Consider the following 23,159-nt stretch of genomic DNA (forward strand, 5'->3'; position numbering starts at 1 on the left):
CCTTAAGAGTAATGTGCAGAATTGTTCTTCTTGACTAATTAGAGGGTAATTCTTTCCCGCTTCGTAGCCGAGACAAGAGCGGACTCAACGACTCTCATATTGCGGACGGCATCTGACGGTGTAAATGCAGGTGTACTGCGTTCAAAGACGACATCGGCAAAATGATCGACCATAGCAGAGTATTGATTAATGACCGGCACCTCGATCTCACGTTTGCCCAGCTTGCCATTCACGATAAACCCTGCTTCGCTGTCATGACTGCAAACGAAGGCAGATGGGACTTCAATGGTTCCGTCCGTCCCAAGCACTTCAAGCCGATTTCGGAAGGACGCCCACATACCACAATCGAAGATCAGTGAGACATCATTCGGAAATTCGAGGAAGCCGGAAGTCATCATGTCTACATCCCCGTGCTTCGGCGAGAAGAACGATTGTGCTGTTACGGCATCCGGCTCCAGTCCGGTCAAGAAGCGGGCAGCACTAATTGGATAGCAGCCGACATCATATATAGACCCGCCGCCCATCTCCTTGTTAAAGCGGATGTTGTTTGTACTTTCTCCGCTGTTGAATGTAAAGTTTGCATGGAGACCACGAACGGTGCCGATCTCACCGGAAGCGATTACATCTTTGATCATTTGATATCTGGGATGATGACGATACATGAATGCCTCAGCCAAATGAACGCCTGCTTGCTCACAAGCGATTACCATTCGCTCCGCTTCCTCAGCCGTTAACGCGATGGGTTTCTCACACAGCACGTGCTTACCTGCTTCGGCAGCTTTGATCGTCCATTCCATATGCAGATGGTTCGGCAATGGGATATAGACAGCATCGATGTCGTCTGAGGCAAGCAGCTCTTCATAGCTGCCATAAGCATGTTGGATGTTCAGTTCCTTGGCGGCTTCTTCTGCTTTTGCTTGATCCCGGCTGGCGATCGCAGTGACTTCATTAAACTGGGAGTATTGCAGTCCGGGAATGACGGATTTTCTTCCTATATTGGCAGTGCTGAGTATACCCCATCGAAGTTTTTTACTCATATGCTTTATATCCTCCTGACTAAATATTATGATGATATTGTCATTGTATTGAATTTGGAATGAAATTAAAATAATACGATTTTGTGTTCGAATAACACAATATTGTTCTACATTGGAGGAGTAGGCGATGCAGCGGCAAAGTCACTTGGTCACAACTCAAAATCCTCGGTTTTTTTGTTATCCCGAATCGGTAGGAATGTACAGCGATATGCCTAAACATACGGTGACAAGACAGAAGGGAGCATTAAACAATTTTAATATTCACTATATTGCTTCCGGTAAGGGCTACATCGAAATTGATGGCATGCTGCAGGAGCTTGGTGCGGGTGATGCCTTCTTGTACTTCCCGCTGCAGGAGCAGCGATATTTCAGCAATGAGCAAGAGCCTTGGGACATTCGGTGGGTTCACTTCTATGGAAGCAATATGACAGAATATATGCTGGATCAGGGATTTCAGCATCATCGAATATGGACCCTGCGGAATGGGGCCGAGTGGGAAAAAGCTCATCTCGAGCTATTGACCGAAGCGGAAAATAACAAAATGTTGAATCCTACAATGCTGTCTACGCTTACTTTTGCCGTCGTGACGGAGTTTGTCCATCAGGCTGTCCCGCGCACGGGTAATGGCAGTAAATCCGGAGGATCCATTCAGCGTATTCTAGATCTGCTGCCTGAGCTTCAACAGGAGGCGGTAAAGCCGTTCGAGCTTGAACTGTGGGCAAATAAAGCGGGAGTTAGCGTTCATTATTTTTGCAAATTGTTCCGTAAGGCCATTAATATGACACCTATGGATTTCGTAACCCAGTGCAGACTCCAATATGCGAAGCAGGCGCTACTGGTACAGGAAGAGAGTACAATAGGAGACATCGCCTCAGAAGCGGGGTACCCTAGCAGCAGCTACTTCAACCGCAAGTTTCTGGAGCATGAGGGCGTTACACCCACGGAGTATCGGAGATTATTTGGCAGGACGAATTGAAAGTTTAGGATATTTTCCAATGATTTGAGACGCAACTTATGGCGTGCTTTCGCGTTACATTGATATGGCATGACGTTTAATACAACCTGGAAGGAATATTACATCTATGAGATTACGAACACTCGTCTTACTATCCATTATACTTGGCTTCTTGCTAGCGGCGGCATCACCCATGCTCGATTCCAAATTGATTACGGATGCAGAACAGTTAAACCATCATGAGCTTGGGCTGCCTTTTCCGTTTCTCGTTCAGCATACGACACTGACACCAATGGAGGGCGCTTTTCCATTTGAGCTTGGACTGCTTGATCCAAGAGAGCATCCGAGCAGCATTATTCCTTTTTCATATTTTCTAAATGGATTGTTTTATTCCGGAACGGTTTGTTTAATCTTGTGGATCGCGAACCGAGTGTACATTATCATTCGGAGATAGGAACTGAATAGTAATTACATTAAGGCCGCTGACTTAAACTGAACTCCCGTTGCTGGACAACATTCTAACAGCTAGAGGATCAGTTCATTCTAGCGGCTTTTTTCAATATCGTTGTGCGTTTTGTTGTTTCGATATTCTTTTGGGGTCATCTGCTGATGTTTTTTAAACGACTGAATAAAGTGATTCACATGATTGAACCCAACCTTCTGGGCAATCTCTGTAATCGTATATTGGGTAGATTCTAGCAGCTCGCAGCTTCTCTTAATGCGGTACTCAACTAGATAGGTATATGGAGTCCTATGTATGCTTTTCTTAAAGCTGCGGGTACACTCCGAAATACTTAAATGCGCTACGTCTGCAATTTCCTTCAACGTTATCGTGCTCGTGTAGTGTTGGTGGATATAGCTAAGCATCAATTGCATTCGTTCCTGCTGTAGTTTGTTATGTTTAGAAGACTCTTCTGAAGATACTGAAATATGAGAGATGAAGATAAGCCATAGCTGAACCGTATCTATGGAAATTTCATACTGCCATCCCCACTTTTTTGGTGAATCAAATTTCTTCTTCAGCTTCCAGAGGATTTGCAGGAATTCATTATGCCACGCCTCATTCCCCGGGATCTCAACGGACAGCAGGGAAGAATTCGTGAAGGGAAGAACATGGCTTTTCTCCATCGCACTATTAGAGTAAAAAGCGAGCAGCTTTTCAGGAAAATTAAAACTGACATACTGGCCGTCTGAAGTTAAGTGCGTAACAATATGAAGAACCCCTTTATTAATAAAAATAGCCTGTCCTTCTAGCAAATCATAATTAATTCCATTAATTTGAATTGTTAATTTCCCTCTGGTCACTAAAGTGAATTGCAAGTCCTCATGCCAATGCAGATCATTAAATCCCCGTCCTCGCGGAATTGATTCACGGATGGAATGGGTGTACATAATGTAAGGAAATCTCTCGTCAGGGTATTGGATGGTTTCGTGCAATTGTTTTTTCAATCGTAAGGCTCCTTTAATTGACGATATTTCTATATAATTCAATGATATATTTACACAAAATAGCAAATGGTGATGATATTATTATATCCAGCTTCGGCTTATCTGTGCACAGATAATCAAATTTGTAACTATGATTACTGGGAGGAGCCATGTTAAAACATAATAAACCATCCATGATTTCGCATCCATTTGTTTTGTTGTTTATCAGTATATTATCTGTTTCGATATCTTCCATCATGATCAAATTCTCGGATACACCGACTTCGGTGGCTGGGATGTACAGACTCTTCATCTCCGTTATCATCATGCTCGCGTTCGTTCCGAGGAAACAGCTCGTTTCCATTCAACTGAGTAAAAGAGAAGGCTGTATCGTTCTTCTTGCTGGTGTATTTTTAGGGTTATACTTTTTGTTTTGGATGGAATCACTCGTCTACACCTCTGTTGCAAGCTCTATGGTGATCTTGTCATTGCAGCCGTTATTTGTAATGCTCGGTTCCTATTTTTTGTTCAAGGAACGTGTTAGCCTGCTGACGGTTTTGTGCATGATCATTGCTCTCTTTGGTTCCATCTTCATCGCATGGGGAGACATCAGCATCTCAAGAGAAGCTTTATTTGGAGATGGCTTGTCCTTCATCGGTACCCTGTTCGTGTCCGCTTATTTACTCATGGGCCAAAAAGTAAGCAACAAAATCGATGCCAATGCTTACAGCATTATTGTCTTCTTTATTGGTGGCACAGTGATGCTCATCTATAATTTGTTTCAAAATTATTCGCTGGTTCAATATCACCTATCGGACTGGATCTATTTTTTGCTGCTTGCCATTATTCCGACTATTTTTGGCCAATACATTTTTAATATATTGTTGAATTCTATTGGGGCAACTACCGTTTCAGTAGGGATCATCGGGGAGCCGGTGCTCGCCATTATTCTTGCTTATTTCTTCTTGGGGGAAATGATATCTGTGTTTCAGCTCATAGGCGGCATGCTGACTCTAATGGGTATGGGATTGTATTTCTGGTCAAAATCGTTGAAGTACAGTGTTCAGCGTACGAACTGATTTGATGTATAATGATGATCTAACTAACATGAAGAGCCTGTCGTAGGAGTTGATTTAATGCTTAAGAAGTTTAGATTTTGGTTACCATTATTCAGTCTATTCGTGTGCTTATATAATGCTATAGGTGAGGATGACAAGAACTTATTACTATATTTCACGAGTCCTCATCTGATGTTTATTGAGAGTTACACCTCCATTGGACGTCAATTCAATGGCATGTTAGCACTTTACTTGATTAATATCGTCGGATGGCTTGTGATCGGTATAATTGTCGATCTTATAGTAAAAGCGATAAAACGAAGATAAAAAAAGGCAGCATTTCAAGCAGGGGGGAGTTCCACCTATCACTTGACTGCTGCTATTTTTATCTAAATCGACTCAATCTGTCCCACGTCAGGCGGGAACCAGAGATACCGCAAATCAACCCATCCTTGTGATCCGGGCCTGATGCCTCGGACGGAGGGAAGGAAGGAGGTCTGAAAGGGACGGTCGTACAAGACGTACAGATGATCCTGTTCGATCAGTTGTTCTTCGATCTGCTGCAGCATACGTAATCTCTCATCTGCGCTCCGTACCAACAATATCTGGTTTAGGCCATTTAATAGGTTGTCTTCAACAGAACACTCTACATGGGAGGATAAAGTTAAGTACAAGTCATGACGTCGGAGAGACTCGTCCCAGTCCATTAGGAGAGAGAACAGAATGAGATCCGACTCCATCCGAATAGGACCTTTAAAATCCTTGGGCATAAACACCTTTACTCTGACTTCGTAACCAAATCGCTCTAGGCGCTCCTTAATATTCATCGCGTCCGGCCGATATTGCGGAATCGTGATAAGTACAAGGTAGGTGCCGTCTACGTCATCTGGCTGCAGAGCTTCTGGATGGATTGCGGCTCCGACCGGCTCTTCATACTTAATGCACTGAAACACATGTTTGCGTACTTTGGGATCTTTCAGCGGTCCTTCTTTTCTCGTATTGCAGGTCAGCAGCTTGCGTACCAAGGTATGTGAACTATACTGGCTCTGGTTCTGCTGAATTTTGCTGGTGCCAAGCAGCACATGGAAGAGCGGGTTGGCTCCGTCCTGGGCTTCCGTATTCTGTTCGGGCAGTGACCAAGGAATCTGAATAATCTCCACAACATCCAGGTGAGGACGCGAGATAAAATAAGCCGAGAACGCCTCAAGGATACACATGCTGGAGTTAAACTCCGTTACCTTAAAAGGGCCCGTTCCACTGAATCGGATCTCATCGTGTTCTGCTGCTTCATCCAGGCCGGAAGGAACGATCACAGCCCTGCTTGTACACAAGAACGGCAAAAAGTGCTCATTCGGAGTGTTCAGCGTAAACCTAACACAGGTGCTGCTGAGCGCTGTAACGGATGCGATGGACTGAACGATAAAATTATACAGCAAAGGCTCTTGATGCAGTCTTAATCGCTCAAAGGTGTAAACGATATCGTCAGCAGTGAGCGTTTTTCCATGATGAAAGTAAACATCCTTGCGCAAATAAAATACCCACGTCATCCGATCCTTACTGACATCATAGTCATGAGCAAGATGAGGGGTGACTTCACCCGTCTCGTTCCGAGTCAGAAGTCCGTCATAGATGTGACTTGCGACAAAAGACTCTGCCAGCAGATTCATAGCCAGCGGGTCCATCGTATGAATTTGCTGACGCAATGGCAGGCGAAGAATATCAATCTGCTCTTTATCCTCGTTCACCTGGGTGTGATGTCCGAAATATCGCATAAGCCATCCTTGTAGACGACCGGGCAATTTTGCAGAATCTGTATATTCCTTAATATCATCCATCACTTTCTTGATCTCATGGCGGTCAATCGCCTTAATCATGGAGATGGCGGCAATCTCCTCTGGATCAACCCGAAATTTAAGCTCAGAGCGCTTACCTCGTCCCCGTTGTGAATGCCACTCAATCCAGCCTTCGGCTTCCATTTTACGAATAATATTAAGGGCATTGCGGTGTGTGCATTCCAGCGTTTCTGCCATCTCATCGAGAGTAATTTGTACGCTTGCTTCGCTTCCATAGTAACCATGCAGTCGTAAAAATTGGGAATGAAGCTTCATTCGTTATTCAGCCCCTTACTAAAATACGAAACTTATATAAGTATATTTTCTATTTATTTTCATATTTTATCACCTAAAATTAGGATTATAAACCTAAAGTTTTGGGGGACGCTCAAATGAAGTTAAATTTACCTGTCATAAAATCACCTGCGCGCAGCTTATTCACACTCCTAGGTGCTGTGATTCTTGCGATCATCCACCAGTATTTGTTCTTCGAACATGCACCTGGAGTATCCATTCCTGTATTTATCCTACTGTTCTATGGCTATGTGCTGGGATTTGCCGGGGATCGGCTGCACGGACTATCACCCTTTGCTATTTTTTTGTTTGCAGTTATTTTCATGCTGTCGTTAACTTACTTACTCTTTGATAATCCGATATTTTATGTGCTCAATATCCTGATCCTCCCCGTCCTGGTTGCTTACCATGTGACATTGCTGCTGGGTTACAATCCTCAGGTTTGGTGGAAGACTGGAATTATTAAAGATATACTGTCGCATTTAATTCCAAGGACCCTTAGACATATCCCTACTGCCTTTACCAGTGTCACTTCTGCATACTCCAAGCGGGTTAATGAAGGCTCAAGAGCCGTCAGCCGTAAAATCGTATTCGGTCTTGCCATCTCCGCACCGCTTGTCATTATTGTGATCTCCTTGCTGTCTTCTGCTGACGGTATGTTTGAGAGAGTGATGTTCGGTATACCGAGGTGGTTAGATGAAATTACCTATAGTGAAGGATTTTTTCGATTCATGTGGATCTTGTTGTTCACGTTGTTCTTCTTCGGTTATGTATACGGATTTATTCATCCAGTGTCCGTGAGGAAGACAGATCCGGAGACGGCGCATTGGAAAGAAGCAGACATCGCCACTCCTCAAGAAGGAGATCTATCGAAGGGGGAACCTGAGTGGAGATCATTAGCAGAAACAGCGGGTACCAAGGATAGAATATCAGAGAGCGGGCCTGATTCTCATCGCCTTCGACTGGATCCGATTATTGCCTCCACCGTTCTGACGATGGTGAATGTCGTCTACCTGGTGTTCGTTATTCTGCAGTTCACTTATTTATTTGGAGCCTTTGAGGGAGCGCTGCCCGAAGGCATGACTTATGCGGATTATGCAAGAAGGGGCTTTGCCGAGCTGATGCTGGTCGCGCTGCTTAATTTTGGAATTCTGATGGGGGTACTCCTGTATACGGACGATAGTGGCTCAGGCGTACTTCGAATTATTCAAAAAGTGCTGCTCTACATTCTCGTAATCTGTTCGATCATCATTTTGTATTCAGCCTTTTCCAGATTGGCATTGTATGAAGAAGCCTATGGCTTTACTTATCTCCGATATCTCGTGCATGCGTTCATGCTGCTTCTCGCCATACTTATGGTTATTGCCGGTCTGCGGATCCATTTTGAACGAATTCCTCTGGCCAAGTGCTATATTGTCTTCGGGTTTGCAGCGTATGTTGCGATTAATTATGCAGGGATGGACACCTATATTGCCGAGAAAAATATCGAGCGGTACCATATCCACCAAAAGATGGATCCGTATTTCCTTAGCTCATTGTCCATGGATGCTGTGCCTGTGCTCATTGAGTTCAGCAGGGAGTATCCCGAGATTCAAAATGATCTTAAGGCAGACTATAATAGACTGAATGAGAGAGAACAAGCTTGGCCTTCCTTCAACGTAGCCGAATATCGGGCACATCAGGCACTGAAGGCATATTTTGAACAGGAGTAGAGCCATATCTTTCTCTTACAACATATAGATCGCGGGGATATTAACGGATGAAGAATTTGTCAGAAATCGAACAAAACATATTGCAGTCGGCTGAGGTATATGTGAAGCATGAATTGGGGCAGGAGAAAACAGGCCATGACTGGTGGCATATTCACCGGGTCGTAAGGTCAGCTGAAAAAATAGCTGCGGCAGAGCATGCGGACATGTTCGTCTGTATGCTTGCTGCCTATCTTCATGACATCGCTGATGAGAAGCTGAATCCTTCCAAAGAGGCAGGAATGGCCAAGGTTGAGAACTGGCTTCAGGAGCATTCGATAGCAGTTAAAGATCGGGAGCATATTCTGGAGATTATCTCCACCATGTCCTACAATGGCGGTCATAACCCGCCAATGCGCACGATTGAAGGTCAAGTGGTCCAGGATGCGGACAGGCTGGATGCGGTTGGGGCGATATCCATTGCCAGGGCGTTTGTCTATGCAGGCGCCAAAGGTCATCTGATCTATGATCCATCCATTAAGCCAAGAGAAGCCATGTCGACAGATCAATATCGCAATGAAGAGAGCACGGCAATTAATCATTTTTATGAGAAGCTTCTGAAATTAAAGGATCTAATGAACACCGAGTATGGACGAAAGCTTGCAGAACATAGGCATGCCTTCATGGAGCAGTATTTGGAGCAATTTTTTAACGAATGGGAAGGTGAAGTGGTATAAGCAGTTAAAGGACATATGAAATTGATATAGGTAGTTGCAAATAAATTAGAAGACAGAGGAGCTACATCACAATGGGAGTAGAGATCGAACGCAAATTTATGCTTACAGCCTATCCAATAGCTTTAATACAAGCTGGAGATATCGTCATTATGAAAGAGCAGTTTATAGAACAGACGTATCTGGCGTTGGACGGGGATCAGGAGCTGAGAGCCCGGAAGATAACAGATCTGAGCACAAACGAAGTAGAATATACCCATACCTTCAAGAAAGGGTGGGGCTTGGCACGAGAGGAAGTCGAATACCATATCTCGGAAGGGCTGTACAAGCAGATTATGGAGGCTCACGGGACCATTCCGCTGACGAAGAAGCGAACTACCGCTGCGTGGAATAACAGAGTAATCGAGATCGATGAATATGACCAGATCCAGCTGGCGGTGCTGGAGGTGGAATTCCTGACTCTAGAGGAAGCAGAGAATTTCAAAGCACCGGAATGGTTCGGCCAAGATATTAGTACGAGCAAGGAGTACAGTAATAAGAAAGTATGGAGTGATCTGCAGAACCGGGGCGAGTAATAGAACATGAGCAGTCTGGAATACATCAGAATTGGTCGTATGCAGGAGATAGAAGTCGGCGAAAGCCGGCTTTTTTCTCATATACACGAACTATCTTGAAACATATTTTATTATTTAGACGTTAAGCTCTATGAGGTTTGAATAAATGGAGGGATATGAAATGAACTCGGGATTCAAAAAAGCAGGTGCGGCCCTTGCTGCCAGCGCCATCCTTTTATCAGCATACTCGGTAGAGCCGACTGCTGTCAGAGCAGATACGGACATAAAATATGAACTGTATTTGGATTCGAATGAATTAATCAGCGGCAGTACAGTCGTAGACAAGGGATTAGCCTATTTGCCTTTGAAGACAATAGCCGAGCAGCTAGGAGCAAACGTTGTTCAAAACGGAAATCGTATTACAGTAAGAGGCAAGGTGTATTCCTTTGCAATTCGGATTGGAAGCAATACAGCGGTGTTAAATGGTAAAAGTACGAGGATGAAGGGTTCTCCAAGGACAAGGAACGAGGAAGTTTTTGTGCCTGCTAAGTTCTTGGTAGACGCTCTAAAAGGTACGGGTCTGAAATATGAACCTGAAGTGAAAACCATTGTTGCTTCGGATATCTATTCTGGTCACAACAAGAGTCATTACGGAGGTTTGAATTATCGTATTTCTAGTGACGGGAAATTATCAGCAACGAATAGCGAAGGTGTAACAAAACAGCTATATGATTTCCAAACAGAAACATATAATCCACATACCTTCGAATTTACAAAAACAAATCAAGGGCTCATTATCCTAAGGATCACAGATATTTACGGCGAGCCCATGGTTCAACAGCAGGTATTTACCGTGATCATGAAGAACGGTGCAGTAATCAGGCAATCCAAGGTAAATTATTTTAAACGATTCGCAAATAATGCGGCAGTATCTGTGAACGGAAAAGAACTTGTGCTTACCGATGGGATAAAGCTTCGGATATTAGAGGACCATACAGGATCTGTGAAGGAAACCTATGATCTGATCGAGCTCGGCGGAGTAGAGGGTAAATATGCTGTGGAAGCAGTGGAGGATGATTTCTTTTTAATTCGCTCCAATACCAAAGGTCTCCTAACATATATTGATAGGCGGACAGGGGAACGAATTGCACTGTACAAGGAGTTGCTTCCATTAGAAGAGCAGCAATATGCAGATAATAACGATGTCCCCTATTATGGTGATGAAATCTATTTTTTAAGAAGAACAGAACAAAATTTGGAGTTTAAAATTACAGAAGGACTGAGTGGAAAGCAGTATACGAAATCAATAAATATTTCTTCCTTATAGTGCTTCTAGTGTAGTCAAAAGGGCCGCAGTTCAATCCATTTCATATCATTATCAGCAGTCGGTCCGCATCCCGTTTACAAGCAATCGGGTTACCTCAACTCTTTTTATATGTATGTGAAAATAATCACAAATTAACAATAGGATTCATGTTACATTGTAGTCAAGAGATAAGAAGGAGATGAGAGTCATGAGAGAGTTAATGCCCGATCAAATAACCCGCTTGTATTTACAGAACTGTTATACCTGTGAGGATGCGGCATTATGCGCTACAGAAGAAGATTGCCTCAATTGTTGGACAGAGCAGGGCTTGATTGACAACAAGGAAGAAAAAGCAGCGGAGAATACACAGCATTATTTACGGATGATGCACGTGTAATGAATGGAGAGAATGAGCGCTTTAATTAAATATAGGCTGAACAGCAGCTGATCCAAAGCATGGAGGCGTATGCTTACGACGACATGCTTTTTTTTGTTGGCGAAAGCTTCCCCTTATATCCTGGGATTAAAAAGAGTATAATGATAGATATCTAAAGGAGGTGAATCCTTTTGCTATGGTTTGAGCTTCAAGATCTGCATCATTTGATTCCATATTTGGCATCTGCCGGCTTGGTATTTGCCGTTACCTGTGCATCGCTGCTTCATCTGATGGGAAGACTCGAGGAATTTGGGATAAGGCGAACTGCGGAATGGCCGGAATTCATTCCATCTCAGCGCCTGACTGGAGAAAAACGGGCTGTACGCTCCATATTAAGAATGATTCGTAGAATTAAAATTTCTCCTGATGATGATTCAGATGAGTGCCTTCACTCGTTGATAACACGCAAGATCGATCAACGAGGAGGATATCAATGGACAAATCAAAAGGATTCCCTGGACGGACGTTACGGTTATACGGCATTATCGCAAGTGTGCTCATCGCATTATTGTTATCAGGCTGCGGTTCGAATGTAACAGAGATTACGAGTAGTACGCCTGGTTTTTTTAATCATTACATTGTGTTTCCAATATCTTATGTCATAACTCATATGGCGGGATGGTTTCAGGGAAGCTACGGGCTTGCGATTATTGTATTGACGATTGTTGTACGCTTGCTGCTGTTCCCGCTCATGCTCAGACAGACGAAATCTCAGCAAAACATGAAGCGTGTGATGAAGGGAATGCAGCCAGAGCTGGATGCGCTCAAGAAAAAATACGAGAATAAGAAAGATCCGGAAAGTGCGCAGAAGATGCAGCAGGAGATGCTTGAGCTCTACAAGAAGCACAAGTTCAACCCGCTTAATATTGGGTGTCTGCCGATTCTAATTCAGCTGCCTATATTGACTGGTGTATATACCGCCATTAGGCTTATGCCGGAAATGAGCAGTCACACCTTCTTGTGGTTCACACTTGGAGAGCCGGATGTGATTCTGGCGATTATTGTAGCGGCGATCTACTTGCTGCAGACCCGAATTTCGATGAAGAACATGCCTGCAGAGCAGCGGAAGCAGTTTGCTATAATGGGCTATATATCTCCGATTATGATGGCGTTCTTCTCGATCAGTGCACCTGCAGCGATTCCATTATATTGGATGGCCGGAGGAACTTTTCTTATTGTTCAGACCCTGCTGTTCCAAAAGCTGTATCCAATGGAGCTTGTTGAAGATGACAGTCCTGCTTCCCCAGCACCCAAGACCAAAGGCACGAACCCGGCTTAATCAGGATAAAGCCCTTTTACTTCGTTTAAGAAGTAGAAGGGCTTTTTTGCTTGAGAAGGATAACGCAGTGTTACTGATCTTATATAAAATCACTTAAATGGTTCTGATCATTCTGACGATATTATATAGAGTCTGCTCTATTATCATGCTCTGATCGACACATTATTGAATACATAGGAGTGAAATAATGATTATTCAAGGGGGTTACAACTACTATATTGTAGTGCTCTCCGTTATTATTGCCATTTTGGCTTCTTATTCTGCGCTCAGTATCACGTCTAAAATATCCAATTCCAAAGGCAAAATGCAGCTATTCTGGCTGTTTGCGGGAGCTCTTGTGATGGGAGCTGGAATATGGTCTATGCATTTTGTCGGAATGCTGGCTTTTCATGTTCACACGGCCGTGAAATATGATGTGTGGCTTACGGTGCTCTCTATGGTGGCGAGTGTCGTTTCCTCCTTTATTGCGTTTTACATCACCAAGCCTCAATATGTCAGCCGGTTGAAAATTGCATTCGGTGGGTTCTTCATGGGCAGCGGGATCATTATGATGCACTATGTCGGGATGGAAGCCATGATTATGCCGATGGACATCAGCTATGATCCCGTGCTCTGGATCCTGTCCGCCATCATCGCTTACGCCGCATCGTATGCAGCGCTGTTCTTGTTCTTAAAATTCCGGAATCAAGCCTCTGCCAGCTGGTTGAAATGGGTATCCTCCATCGTTATGGGCTTTGCGGTCTGCGGAATGCATTACACAGGTATGAAGGCCGCTACATTCACAGGTCATGAACAGATGCCAATACATGATCACGCAGCTTCGGTGGATTTGTTTTTACTATACGGCGTGACGGTATCAACATTCATTATTTTACTAGTGTCATGGTGCGCCTTATTTCTTGACCGCCATGTGCTTGAGAGAATGGCCTACGAGGACAGTCTTAAAGGGCTGCCTAATCGTAATGAGATGAATCGATTCTTTGATACCTATGCAGATGATGAAGAGCTGGCGGTGTTATTTCTGGACTTGGATCAGTTCAAAGCGATTAACGATACCCTGGGTCATGACATCGGTGATCTGCTCATTCAGGAGGTGGGGTCTCGCTTAAAACCGTTTTCAAATGTTGATCTGCAGGTTTTTCGAATCGGTGGAGATGAGTTCTTGTTCATTATTAAAAATTGCAGCCTACAGCAAGCAGAAGCTTATGCGGAGAGGATTGTCAAAGAAATTAAGAAGGTTCATCGCATTGAAGGAAATGAGCTCTATGTGACGGGCAGTATTGGAATCAGTGTCGGATCTATTCAGCATACAGAACGGTCTAGTCTGCTGAAAAATGCGGATACCGCTATGTACAAGGCCAAAGGACTCGGCAAGAACCAGTACTGCATCTATACGGAGGATATGGGTGTCAAAGAAGTAAGGAAGATGGAGCTGGAGAAGGATTTGCAGCTTGCAATCGAGCAGCAGCAGTTCTATATGGTGTACCAGCCGAAGTGTAATGTGAGGACGAACAGCTTGGTCGGATTTGAGGCATTGATTAGATGGCAGCATCCTCGATTAGGCCAGATATCTCCAGGTGAATTCATTCCGATTGCCGAAGAGACAGGACTTGTGATACCGATGACCAAGTGGGTGCTGTTAGAAGCTTGCCGCCAGTGTAAAGAATGGCAGTCACAGGGGATTTATCAGCCCATCTCGGTCAATTTATCGGTTCGGTTGTTTCAGACCGATAATCTGACGGAGTTAATCCCATGGGTGCTACAGGAGACTGGGCTTGAGCCAGAAATGCTTGAGCTCGAAATTACGGAGTCTATGGTCTTCCACGATATCAATGATATCATCCTGCAGCTGCATCGAATTCGAAATACAGGAGTCCGTATCTCGATGGATGATTTTGGCACAGGATATTCTTCAATAGGCTTGCTGGACCGACTTCCTATTGATACATTGAAGCTCGATCGTCTATTCACTTACGATCTGGACACGCCCAGCAAACGTGCGATTGTTCACGCTATTATATTAATGGCGGAGAAGCTCCATCTCGAAGTCATCGCGGAGGGTGTAGAGAACGAGGAGCATATCGAGTTCCTAACTGAGCTTGGATGTTATGTCATGCAAGGCTATTACTATGGAAAACCGATGAAGAATGAGCAGATTGGAGAGTGGATTCAAGACTTCCAAGTACCGGAGAAAGTGAGTAGTTAAGAATACATAGAGACTGCCATCATATGGCGGTCTTTCTTTTTTAAATGGAGCTAACAACTTTCACTATAGACGAAACGTCTTTACTCTAGGGAGGGATTAGTGTGAACGAGAATGAGGAATCTGAAAAATTTAGCAAATTCGTATTATGGGTCTTCATTAGCACCATAGCTGAAATAATTACCTTGTATGTTCTTAGCTCAATGAATCCACACGATGACGGTTTTAATGCCTATTTTCGTTCGGTTAGCGGCTTCTTTTCTTTCTTTATAGGGTTGATCATTCCACTTACGATAATTATATTTCTATTCTTTTTTGTAATGCTGCTGCTGCATGATCGGCTGAGAGGATTATCACGGCTGATTATAATCTTCTACTATTTATTTATATGCGTACTTTCAGGGTTATTACTGTACTTCGTATTCGATCCGAATTGGTATATGCTCTACTTGAGTTCATTCATTCCACCAGTCTTATTTGGTATTGTTCTAGAGAAGGGATGGTTGAGATAAACTTAAGAGCTAGGTTACTAGATTAGGAGTTCATTGTATTATTAGGAAGTTAGACATCATGCATTATTTTTGTAGAAGCACTGTGATGGTTGTTGAACAGATAATCTGGTTGTCTGAAGTTCGTAGATATTGGTTGTGTGAGGAAATTTCTGAATTTCTGAGATAAGAGAGTCATAGGAAATCAATTAAAGATCGGATAAAACAAATAAAAAATAAATACAGAGGGGATTAAAGAATGAATCCAATACTAATTGACTTTCCAAACCAATTTACAACAGAAAGGCTATTGATCAGAATACCTCAACCTGGTGATGGCAAAATAGTGTACGAAAGTATAATCTCATCGATCAATAAGCTCAAGCAATGGTTACCTTTTGCACAATACGAACAAAGTGAACTGACAATTGAAGCAAATTTACGAGAAGCACATGTAAAGTTTATTAAGAGAGAAGATCTGAGATTTCTGATATTTGATAAAGAAACTAACCAATTCATTGGTTCATCTGGATTGCATAGGCCAGATTGGGAGATTGGTAAATTCGAAATCGGTTACTGGATTGATACGCGTAAGAGTGGAAATGGATATATGACTGAAGCAGTGCAAGGGATAACAAATTTTGCCTTTACAGAGTTGAAGGCTAGAAGAGTAGAAATTCGTTGTGATACTTTAAATTATAAAAGTAAGGCTATTCCAGAACGGATAGGCTTTCAATTAGAAGGTACATTAAGATGTGATGATTTATCAGTAGATAAAAGTCAAACAAGAGATACTCATATATATGCTCTAGTTAGTTCGGATATCTAATATTGAAGTGGGACAAAAGTGGTATGAAATTCTCTTAAATTAGAAAACCTGACGTTATACCACATGAGGGATTTACTGAGTGGGAACTAATTCCTTGGTGCTGGTTACAGGTTGCTGAAGGAACACCTACTGAAGGTAATGGTCCATTACATTTGGGAACAACAAATAGTGATTAATAAGATGGACAAATAGGATTATAACTTGTAGAAGGCAGGAACTGTTTATAACAACATACTCACGACGGTGGAAATATCTGAAATTGAAAGCTATAATATTCCATATATTTCATGGAGAGGGGACCATTCATGAACCAAAAACCGTCAAAAGAAGAATACGCCGGAGACATCGGTGAGTATATCCGGTTAGTGCCAGAAGGCAGCATCATTGACATCCTGCTCGCACAGGAGAAGCAAATGACGGAGCTGCTGTCATCCTTGACAGAAAGCCAGGGTACTTATCAGTATGCCGAAGGAAAATGGACGCTTAAAGAAGTCGTGGGCCACATTGTGGACTCGGAGCGGGTCATGACGTATCGCCTGCTCCGGTTTGCAAGAGGGGACCAGACACCTCTGCCCGGGTTCGACCAGGAAGTGTTCATTCCTCCTTTTGGAGGCTGGACAATTGCGCAATTGGCCGAAGACTACAAGGCTGTAAGACAAGCAACGATCACGCTGCTACGCGGGCTGCCGGTGGAGGCTTGGTCTCGTAAGGGAACGGCCAACGACGTAAACATAACGGTGCGCGCTCTCGCGTACGGTATTGCGGGACATGAACTCCACCATATGGGGATCATCCGCACTCGGTACTTAAGTTAGTTGTCCAGAAGATCGGGACGGAAGCTGCATAAATGGCTTCCGTCCTATTTTGTATGCGTTCCTTCCCTACCCATTTCTAGAGAGTCGTTAGTCGTCATAGGTTTTCTGGATTTATTCAATTTCTAACGGCAATTCACTAAGTCTACCGCTTTGTCCTCATGTGGATACCGTAAAGCTTAGGATACTTAAATAAACATAGGCTATCTTAATAATACATTATATTAAGAGGTATGGGGCGATGTTATTCTCAATATGTGGAGTAAATGAATAGCAAAAGGAGGGGGTTAAGATAAAAGGAGGGTAAGCAAGGTCTTACTAGAGTCATAGGAAAATTATTAATTAGAATTATTTACCAGGAGGGAAAAGCGGTGTATCGTATTCAAACCGATGATAATCAATTGTCCGTATATAATCATAATTTGTTTTTTCATAAGATCATTCCGAGTATTCTGTTAGATGATGAAGTTGAGATTGACCTGACTTTAGTGGAAACGGAGATTACAAATCATTCAGAGGAGCTTCACTCTTATGTGATTCACTATAGCAATGCTGCTGAGAAGATTAATCTATCTATTCAGATGGATACTTATAAAGATGGTCTTATAGCCTATATAAAATCAAATCTCCCTATCGATTCATTTAAAAATACGAGAACATTCTTATCTAACTGTTCTATAAAATTAAGAGTAAGTAATCTTGACGTCAGTGAAGGATTTATGGCGAATTATTTGTTCTCCAAATGGTGGACAAGACCTCAATTCGGTAAACATGTCTCAAATCTGAAGCCCAAAACCCAGTCTCTATTATGGAAATGTAATTCTGAATATCATCACTTATTACCTTTAACGGACGACCAGAATAAAACCGAATTGTCTTCAGACGGAGAAGAATTAATAATAAGTATTTGTCCTTACTCCGGGGGTTTAACTAATATTTCTTCAACTCTCTTTGTTCTTGGAAAAGGAGATGATCCTTATGAGTTAACGAGAGAGACCACAGAGAGAGGCTTTGATGTATTAAATTCTTGTGGTAAGCCTGCTAAGGATCGGAAGTTTCCGAACATTCTTGAATATCTTGGCTGGTGTACTTGGGATGCATTTTATCACGAAGTTGATTCAGAAAAGATTATAAAAAAGGCAAGAGAGTTCAAACAAAAGGAATTACCAGTAAAGTGGCTGATGATTGATGATGGCTGGTCAGAGACTAAAGACAATAAACTACTGTCATTCAGAGAAGAAGCAGCGAAATTCCCAAGTGGACTCAAGAAAACAATCAATATATTAAAAAGTGAATATGACTTTCTAAAGGTTGGAGTTTGGCATGCTTTCACTGGTTATTGGCAAGGTATTCATCCAGATAGTGATTTGGTTACTACTATGAAGGACAGCTTATATAAGACAAATAGCGGTAGAATCTTCCCTTCACCAGTGGAACAAAAAGGGTTTGCGTTCTGGAGCGAATGGCATAATTATCTCAAAAAACAAGGCGTCGATTTTGTAAAAGTAGATAACCAAAGTGCACTTCTTGATTATGTGAAGTACCAGATGCCAATTGGAGAAGCTGCCAAAAATGCTCACGAATCACTAGAAGCATCCGTTGGACTCCATTTTGGAAGCACTATTATTAATTGTATGGGTATGTCTTTGGAACAGCTATGGCATAGACCGATGACAGCCGTATCAAGGAATAGTGATGACTTCTACCCGAATAAGGAACAAAATTTTAAAGAGCACGCCATGCAGAATGCATATAATTCACTCTATCATAGGAACTTTATATGGGGAGATTGGGATATGTGGTGGACCCAGCACGAACATGCTGTAAATAATGCGGTCTTACGGGCGGTTAGTGGAGGACCTGTATATATTAGCGATCCTCTTGAAGCAACGGATGCGAAACAACTGTGGCCCCTGATCTTGTCAGACGGCAGGGTGCTTCGATGTGATCAAGGCGGTGTTCCTACGGAAGATTGCATCATGAGAGATCCTAATGAGGAAGCAATTCCACTAAAAATTTGGAATACCTCAGGTGAATCGGCAGTGATTGCTGCCTTCAATGTTAATCTTTATCAACTTGATGTTAGAGGTGAGGTCGGACCAAAAGATATACCGAGCTTGAAAGGCAATGATTTTATCATATTCGATCACTTTGAACAGAAAGCGTATCGGTTAGACCATAGTTCAACTCTTCCCCTCACATTAAAAGATAATGAAGTGAAGATATTTGTACTTGTGCCCATAAAAGAAGGTTTTGCTTCCTGTGGACTTTTGGATAAGTACACATCAACAGCGGCAATAGAGAAGCAATACGATTATGGAAACAGAAAAGTAGTTATATTAAAAGGCGGGGGAGGCTTGTTTGGTTTTTATTCTCAAAAAGAACCAAAAGAAGTTCTGGTATGTGGTCAGCCGGTCAATGTTCACTTGTTAGATCAATTATACACCGTTCATATAGAAGCAGTTGAATCAGAAGTTCTTATAGAAATTGTAATCGATTAAGCAGAAGATTTTTTAACTAAGGGGGATGGGATTGGATGAACAAAAATAAAATATTACCTTTTGAAAGTGAGTTTTTCATAGGTTGTAATTATTGGGCTTCTCATGCTGGTACTGCAATGTGGTCCAATTGGCAAGAGAGTATTGTTGATGAAGATCTTCAACAGCTGGCACAAGAGGGGATAGAAGTCATAAGAGTATTCCCCCTCTGGCCCGACTTTCAGCCAATCGATATGCTCTATGGTGTGGAGGGTCAAGAAAGGGGTTACCGATTTGGTGAAGAGCGATTCTTAGATAATGAAGCAGAAAAAGCAGGCGTATCAGAAGAGATGATGGGACGGTTCGTTAAGTTCACTGAGCTCGCAGAAAAACACGGTATCAAGTTAATCGTCGGCTTAATTACTGGATGGATGAGCGGGAGGTTATTCGTTCCTCCTGCATTACGTGGAAGATCTATTCTTACAGATCCAAGATCAATCCAATGGCAAGTCAGATTCATTAAATATTTTATTAAAAAAATGAAATATTCGAACGTAATTATTGCCTGGGACCTGGGGAATGAATGTAATTGCATGGGCACGGTTAACACAAGAGAAGAAGCATGGTTATGGACATCCACGTTGTCTAATGCGATAAAATCTTCAGACCCTGTCCGACCTCTAATCTCAGGCATGCATAGTTTATCACCAAATGGAAAATGGACAATGCAGGATCAAGGGGAATTAACCGATATCCTGACAACACATCCATACCCGTTGTGGACTCCTCATGTTGGGGTCGATCCTATCAATACGATTAGGCCAATTGTTCACGCAACTGCGGAAAGCTTATATTATGCTGATCTTGGGGGAAAGCCTTGTTTTGCTGAAGAAATTGGAACAATGGGTCCCATGATTTCAAGTGAACAAATTGCGGGTGATTTTGCTCGTGCAAGTCTGTTCTCATTATGGGCTCATGGCTGTCATGGAATGGTATGGTGGTGTGCCTACGATCAGACGAAATTAAATGCTGCTCCTTATGATTGGGTTGCCGTTGAAGGAGAGTTAGGCCTTATTACTGAAGATCGAAGAGTTAAACCCGTGCTAAAGGAAATGAACCGTTTAAACCAGGTCATTAAGAACCTTCCATTTGAAGAATTACCTCCAAGAAATATTGATGCTGTTTGTATTCTTAACACCAATCAAGATCACTGGGCAGTTGCCTTAGGTGCATTTACTTTATCAAAACAAAGTGGGTTTGATCTTGAATTCCAATTGGAAGACCAGCCCTTAAAAGAATCAGATGTTTATATTCTTCCAAGTGTAAGTGGCTTTGACGGAATTCCTAAGCAACGCTGGAACGATTTACTTGACCGTGTGTATAAAGGTGCAGCTTTATTTATTACCCTTGCAGATGGATTTTTACTCGATTTTGAGCAGCTTACAGGTCTTTCTGTGCAAACTCGGAGTCATCGCAGAGGAAGTGAAACCTTAACAATATTAGGTGATCCTCAAACATTTGAACTAGAGCTGAACAATCCTATTAAACTCAGCCTAAAGTCCATAGGTGCAGAAATTCTGGGTACAGAAAGCGATGGAAACATATGTTTCTCAAAATCCAAATATGGAGAAGGAAGCGTATTCTTACTGACGTATCCTATTGAGAAGTATGCTGTTGAAAGTAAGGAGTCGCTCTATTACCCTGAACAATATCCTTATTGGAAGATCTATAGAGAGGTGTACAGCCACTTTGAACATAAGAGAGTTGTTAAAGTGGATTGTCAGGATATTGGAATAACAGAACATCCTATAAATGAATTGGAGCGCATCGTTATATTGGTGAATTATAGTCCTGAAGATAAGAAGATTCCGCTTCACATGGTAGATGGATGGCATATAAATGCAACGTATTATGGTGAAATTGTAGAATTGCCGGATGGACAACAAATTAGTGAACTACCAGCGAATGAAGCTGTAATAATTAGTGTAAGCTCCTAAACTTATATAGGGGATGATTGAAGTGTACTGTACACCAGATTATATAGAGGCAACACGTATTACTCTTCCCAGCGGTAAGCGGATTCCATTCGGATGGGAGGCAGCTCCCATTGGTTCCGATCCCGATAGGGTAACTCAATTACATTGGAACGTTCCTGGGGATTACATGCAATCAAGTACTAGATTCCGATTAACGGTAGCAATAGATGTTAGAGAAGAGAAAATGGTGCAGATCTATAGCCTGGCTTCCAAAAAAGTGCTTGGATATCTTGATATCCGATTCTCTTCAGTTTTTCAAACCTATGAGGTTATCTTCACTCAAGAAGATACATTAGTAGCAATTAGGGAAGGCGTAGGTCTTAAATTAATTAAGGGCAGTGAGCCTTTGTGGTTCTTTACACACGGGAGCGATAAAGCTTCTATTGAGCTTGTATTCAAACCACATCTTCTGACAGAAACAAAACAAGGTAATATAACCAACTTTCGTAATCGCTTTGCATCCTTAGCAAGTATACAGCAATTTGGCTGGATGGAGGGATGTGTACTAGATGGACTAATGGATTTAGGATATAGCGAAACTGCAAAATCTCATTTGGATTTATATGTGAGCACGGAGCTAGATAAATTGATCTATGAAGATCCTAGAAGTCAGCCTGTAGATGGACAATTTTACGGTATTGAATCATTGCTCCCAATTGCCATCATGGCCAAAATATATCCGCAAAATCCAATTCTATATCAAGCTATAAATTATATGAATAGCAGGAAGAACAAAGAGGGGGCTATCCAGGATAAGAGTGAAGTTTCTTGTGAAGGGAACTACACAATAGCCTACCCTTTAGCTTGTTTGGCGAATACCCTTGATGATAGTCAGTTAGCAGAAGAATCATTATTACAATTAGCCGTGAGAAGGAAATTGCTCTGGAAAGAACACACTTTATATCTGCGCTTTTTAGAAAATGGTTCGCATACTTTCAAAAACTGGGGAAGAGCTTATGTATGGTATCTGTTAGGGATTGCCCGCACAATCAAAGAGCTGAAAAGTCAGAATCGGCTGTCGGAAGCTTCTGAAGAATATTGGAAAGAAGAATTCATTCGTGCTTGGAATGTGGCCTGGTCTTATAGAAATAATAAAGGGTTATGGTTCTGTTATGTTGATGATTCGGGTACGGGAGTCGAAATATCTACTTCCGCAGGAATCGCTGCAGCTACAGCTCTAGGTATTGAACTGAAATATCTATCGAGTTCATACCAGCCAGAGTTAAAGAGAACCTTAAATTCGCTCCTCACCTTCCTTACTCCAGATGGATTAATTACGGGGACTTCTCAAGGTAATAAGGGAGGAGAGGATTTGCAAAGGAATGGGTACAGAGTACTTTCACAAGTAAGCATGGGGCTGCTAGCTCAGTTGATCAATGCTTTAGAAGAACTGGACAGCAATAAGTAAACTAAATTTGTTATTGAAAGGAAACAAGCTAGCCGATGGTGACGTACACCATCGGCTTTTTTTGACGGGGTCTCTGCTTCATCATTTACATTTCATTCCTTCTGACACTTTATAGTAAGACGTTATTTTAACCCTTTCCTGGTTAACAGCATTTTTGCAAAGACTCGTAAGATAGCCAAACCCTTGCTGCGTCTAGATTTATCGATTGTTATCAAAACAATCTTATTGCGGAAAGTAACCGGGGTAGACTACATTCTATAACACGGAAAGCGATTACAAACTAAAAAGGAATGAGGTTGGTACTT

The 23,159-nt window shown here is 42.3% G+C and carries 19 protein-coding genes and 1 pseudogene; 17 read left to right on the forward strand and 3 right to left on the reverse strand.

The features are described 5' to 3' along the window. Window positions 1-38 precede the first annotated feature (38 nt). Window positions 39-1,037 (reverse strand): Gfo/Idh/MocA family protein, encoded by a 999-nt coding sequence (locus BK126_RS17085; protein ID WP_076313763.1) that lies wholly within the window; start codon window positions 1,035-1,037, stop codon window positions 39-41. Window positions 1,038-1,164: 127 nt separating this feature from the next. On the opposite strand from BK126_RS17085, the gene BK126_RS17090 reads away from it, so the two are divergent. Further along, on the forward strand, window positions 1,165-2,013 hold the full coding sequence (locus tag BK126_RS17090) for an AraC family transcriptional regulator (RefSeq protein WP_076313764.1): 849 nt from the start codon (window positions 1,165-1,167) through the stop codon (window positions 2,011-2,013). A gap of 106 nt (window positions 2,014-2,119) precedes the next feature. Continuing rightward, on the forward strand, window positions 2,120-2,446 hold the full coding sequence (locus tag BK126_RS17095) for a hypothetical protein (RefSeq protein WP_076313765.1): 327 nt from the start codon (window positions 2,120-2,122) through the stop codon (window positions 2,444-2,446). An 89-nt stretch (window positions 2,447-2,535) separates the two neighbouring features. On the opposite strand, the gene BK126_RS17100 is transcribed toward BK126_RS17095, so the two are convergent. Next, window positions 2,536-3,441 carry a helix-turn-helix domain-containing protein gene (locus BK126_RS17100; RefSeq protein WP_076313766.1) on the reverse strand — a complete coding sequence of 302 codons (906 nt, stop codon included), beginning with the start codon at window positions 3,439-3,441 and terminating at the stop codon, window positions 2,536-2,538. A 149-nt stretch (window positions 3,442-3,590) separates the two neighbouring features. Here BK126_RS17100 and BK126_RS17105 point away from each other — a divergent pair, with 149 nt between their 5' ends. Next, window positions 3,591-4,499 carry a DMT family transporter gene (locus BK126_RS17105; protein ID WP_076313767.1) on the forward strand — a complete coding sequence of 303 codons (909 nt, stop codon included), beginning with the start codon at window positions 3,591-3,593 and terminating at the stop codon, window positions 4,497-4,499. Window positions 4,500-4,867: 368 nt separating this feature from the next. On the opposite strand, the gene BK126_RS17115 is transcribed toward BK126_RS17105, so the two are convergent. Next, window positions 4,868-6,586, reverse strand: coding sequence for an ABC transporter substrate-binding protein (locus BK126_RS17115; protein WP_076313769.1), 1,719 nt, complete (start codon window positions 6,584-6,586; stop codon window positions 4,868-4,870). Between the two features lie 116 nt (window positions 6,587-6,702). Here BK126_RS17115 and BK126_RS17120 point away from each other — a divergent pair, with 116 nt between their 5' ends. From BK126_RS17120 to BK126_RS17185, 14 genes and pseudogenes are all read left to right on the forward strand, one after another. After that, window positions 6,703-8,316, forward strand: coding sequence for a DUF4153 domain-containing protein (locus tag BK126_RS17120; protein ID WP_076313770.1), 1,614 nt, complete (start codon window positions 6,703-6,705; stop codon window positions 8,314-8,316). Between the two features lie 47 nt (window positions 8,317-8,363). Continuing rightward, window positions 8,364-9,029, forward strand: coding sequence for an HD domain-containing protein (locus BK126_RS17125; protein WP_076313771.1), 666 nt, complete (start codon window positions 8,364-8,366; stop codon window positions 9,027-9,029). A 71-nt stretch (window positions 9,030-9,100) separates the two neighbouring features. Next, on the forward strand, window positions 9,101-9,601 hold the full coding sequence (locus BK126_RS17130; RefSeq protein WP_076313772.1) for a CYTH domain-containing protein: 501 nt from the start codon (window positions 9,101-9,103) through the stop codon (window positions 9,599-9,601). Window positions 9,602-9,761: 160 nt separating this feature from the next. Next, complete coding sequence (locus tag BK126_RS17135; RefSeq protein ID WP_179085559.1) at window positions 9,762-10,907, forward strand: copper amine oxidase N-terminal domain-containing protein; 1,146 nt, start codon at window positions 9,762-9,764, stop codon at window positions 10,905-10,907. Between the two features lie 187 nt (window positions 10,908-11,094). Continuing rightward, window positions 11,095-11,283, forward strand: coding sequence for a hypothetical protein (locus BK126_RS17140; RefSeq protein ID WP_076313774.1), 189 nt, complete (start codon window positions 11,095-11,097; stop codon window positions 11,281-11,283). Between the two features lie 170 nt (window positions 11,284-11,453). Continuing rightward, the gene (locus BK126_RS29140; protein ID WP_143757742.1) at window positions 11,454-11,858 is read left to right on the forward strand and encodes a hypothetical protein; all 405 of its coding nucleotides are present in this window, start codon (window positions 11,454-11,456) and stop codon (window positions 11,856-11,858) included. Beyond that, complete coding sequence (yidC, locus tag BK126_RS17145; RefSeq protein WP_076313775.1) at window positions 11,756-12,601, forward strand: membrane protein insertase YidC; 846 nt, start codon at window positions 11,756-11,758, stop codon at window positions 12,599-12,601. Before BK126_RS29140 ends, yidC begins: the two co-directional genes overlap by 103 nt. 187 nt (window positions 12,602-12,788) lie before the next feature. Further along, window positions 12,789-14,807 (forward strand): bifunctional diguanylate cyclase/phosphodiesterase, encoded by a 2,019-nt coding sequence (locus BK126_RS17150; RefSeq protein ID WP_076313776.1) that lies wholly within the window; start codon window positions 12,789-12,791, stop codon window positions 14,805-14,807. 744 nt (window positions 14,808-15,551) lie between these two features. Next, entirely contained in the window at window positions 15,552-16,121 is a 570-nt protein-coding gene (locus BK126_RS17160) for a GNAT family N-acetyltransferase (protein WP_076313778.1), read from the forward strand. Further along, window positions 16,114-16,288, forward strand: a pseudogene (locus BK126_RS30355) (VOC family protein); the annotation flags it as partial. The gene BK126_RS17160 and the pseudogene BK126_RS30355, both read left to right, overlap by 8 nt. A 138-nt stretch (window positions 16,289-16,426) precedes the next feature. Further along, window positions 16,427-16,936, forward strand: a complete 510-nt coding sequence (locus BK126_RS17170; RefSeq protein WP_076313779.1) for a DinB family protein — start codon at window positions 16,427-16,429, stop codon at window positions 16,934-16,936. Window positions 16,937-17,304: 368 nt separating this feature from the next. After that, window positions 17,305-19,434, forward strand: a complete 2,130-nt coding sequence (locus BK126_RS17175) for a Sip1-related alpha-galactosidase (RefSeq protein WP_076313780.1) — start codon at window positions 17,305-17,307, stop codon at window positions 19,432-19,434. A gap of 35 nt (window positions 19,435-19,469) precedes the next feature. Then, on the forward strand, window positions 19,470-21,407 hold the full coding sequence (locus BK126_RS17180; protein ID WP_076313781.1) for a glycoside hydrolase 5 family protein: 1,938 nt from the start codon (window positions 19,470-19,472) through the stop codon (window positions 21,405-21,407). A 22-nt stretch (window positions 21,408-21,429) separates the two neighbouring features. After that, complete coding sequence (locus BK126_RS17185) at window positions 21,430-22,854, forward strand: glycoside hydrolase family 88 protein (RefSeq protein WP_179085560.1); 1,425 nt, start codon at window positions 21,430-21,432, stop codon at window positions 22,852-22,854. Window positions 22,855-23,159: the final 305 nt, after the last annotated feature.

This window comes from Paenibacillus sp. FSL H7-0326 (assembly GCF_001955535.1).
GTDB lineage: Bacteria > Bacillota > Bacilli > Paenibacillales > Paenibacillaceae > Paenibacillus > Paenibacillus shunpengii.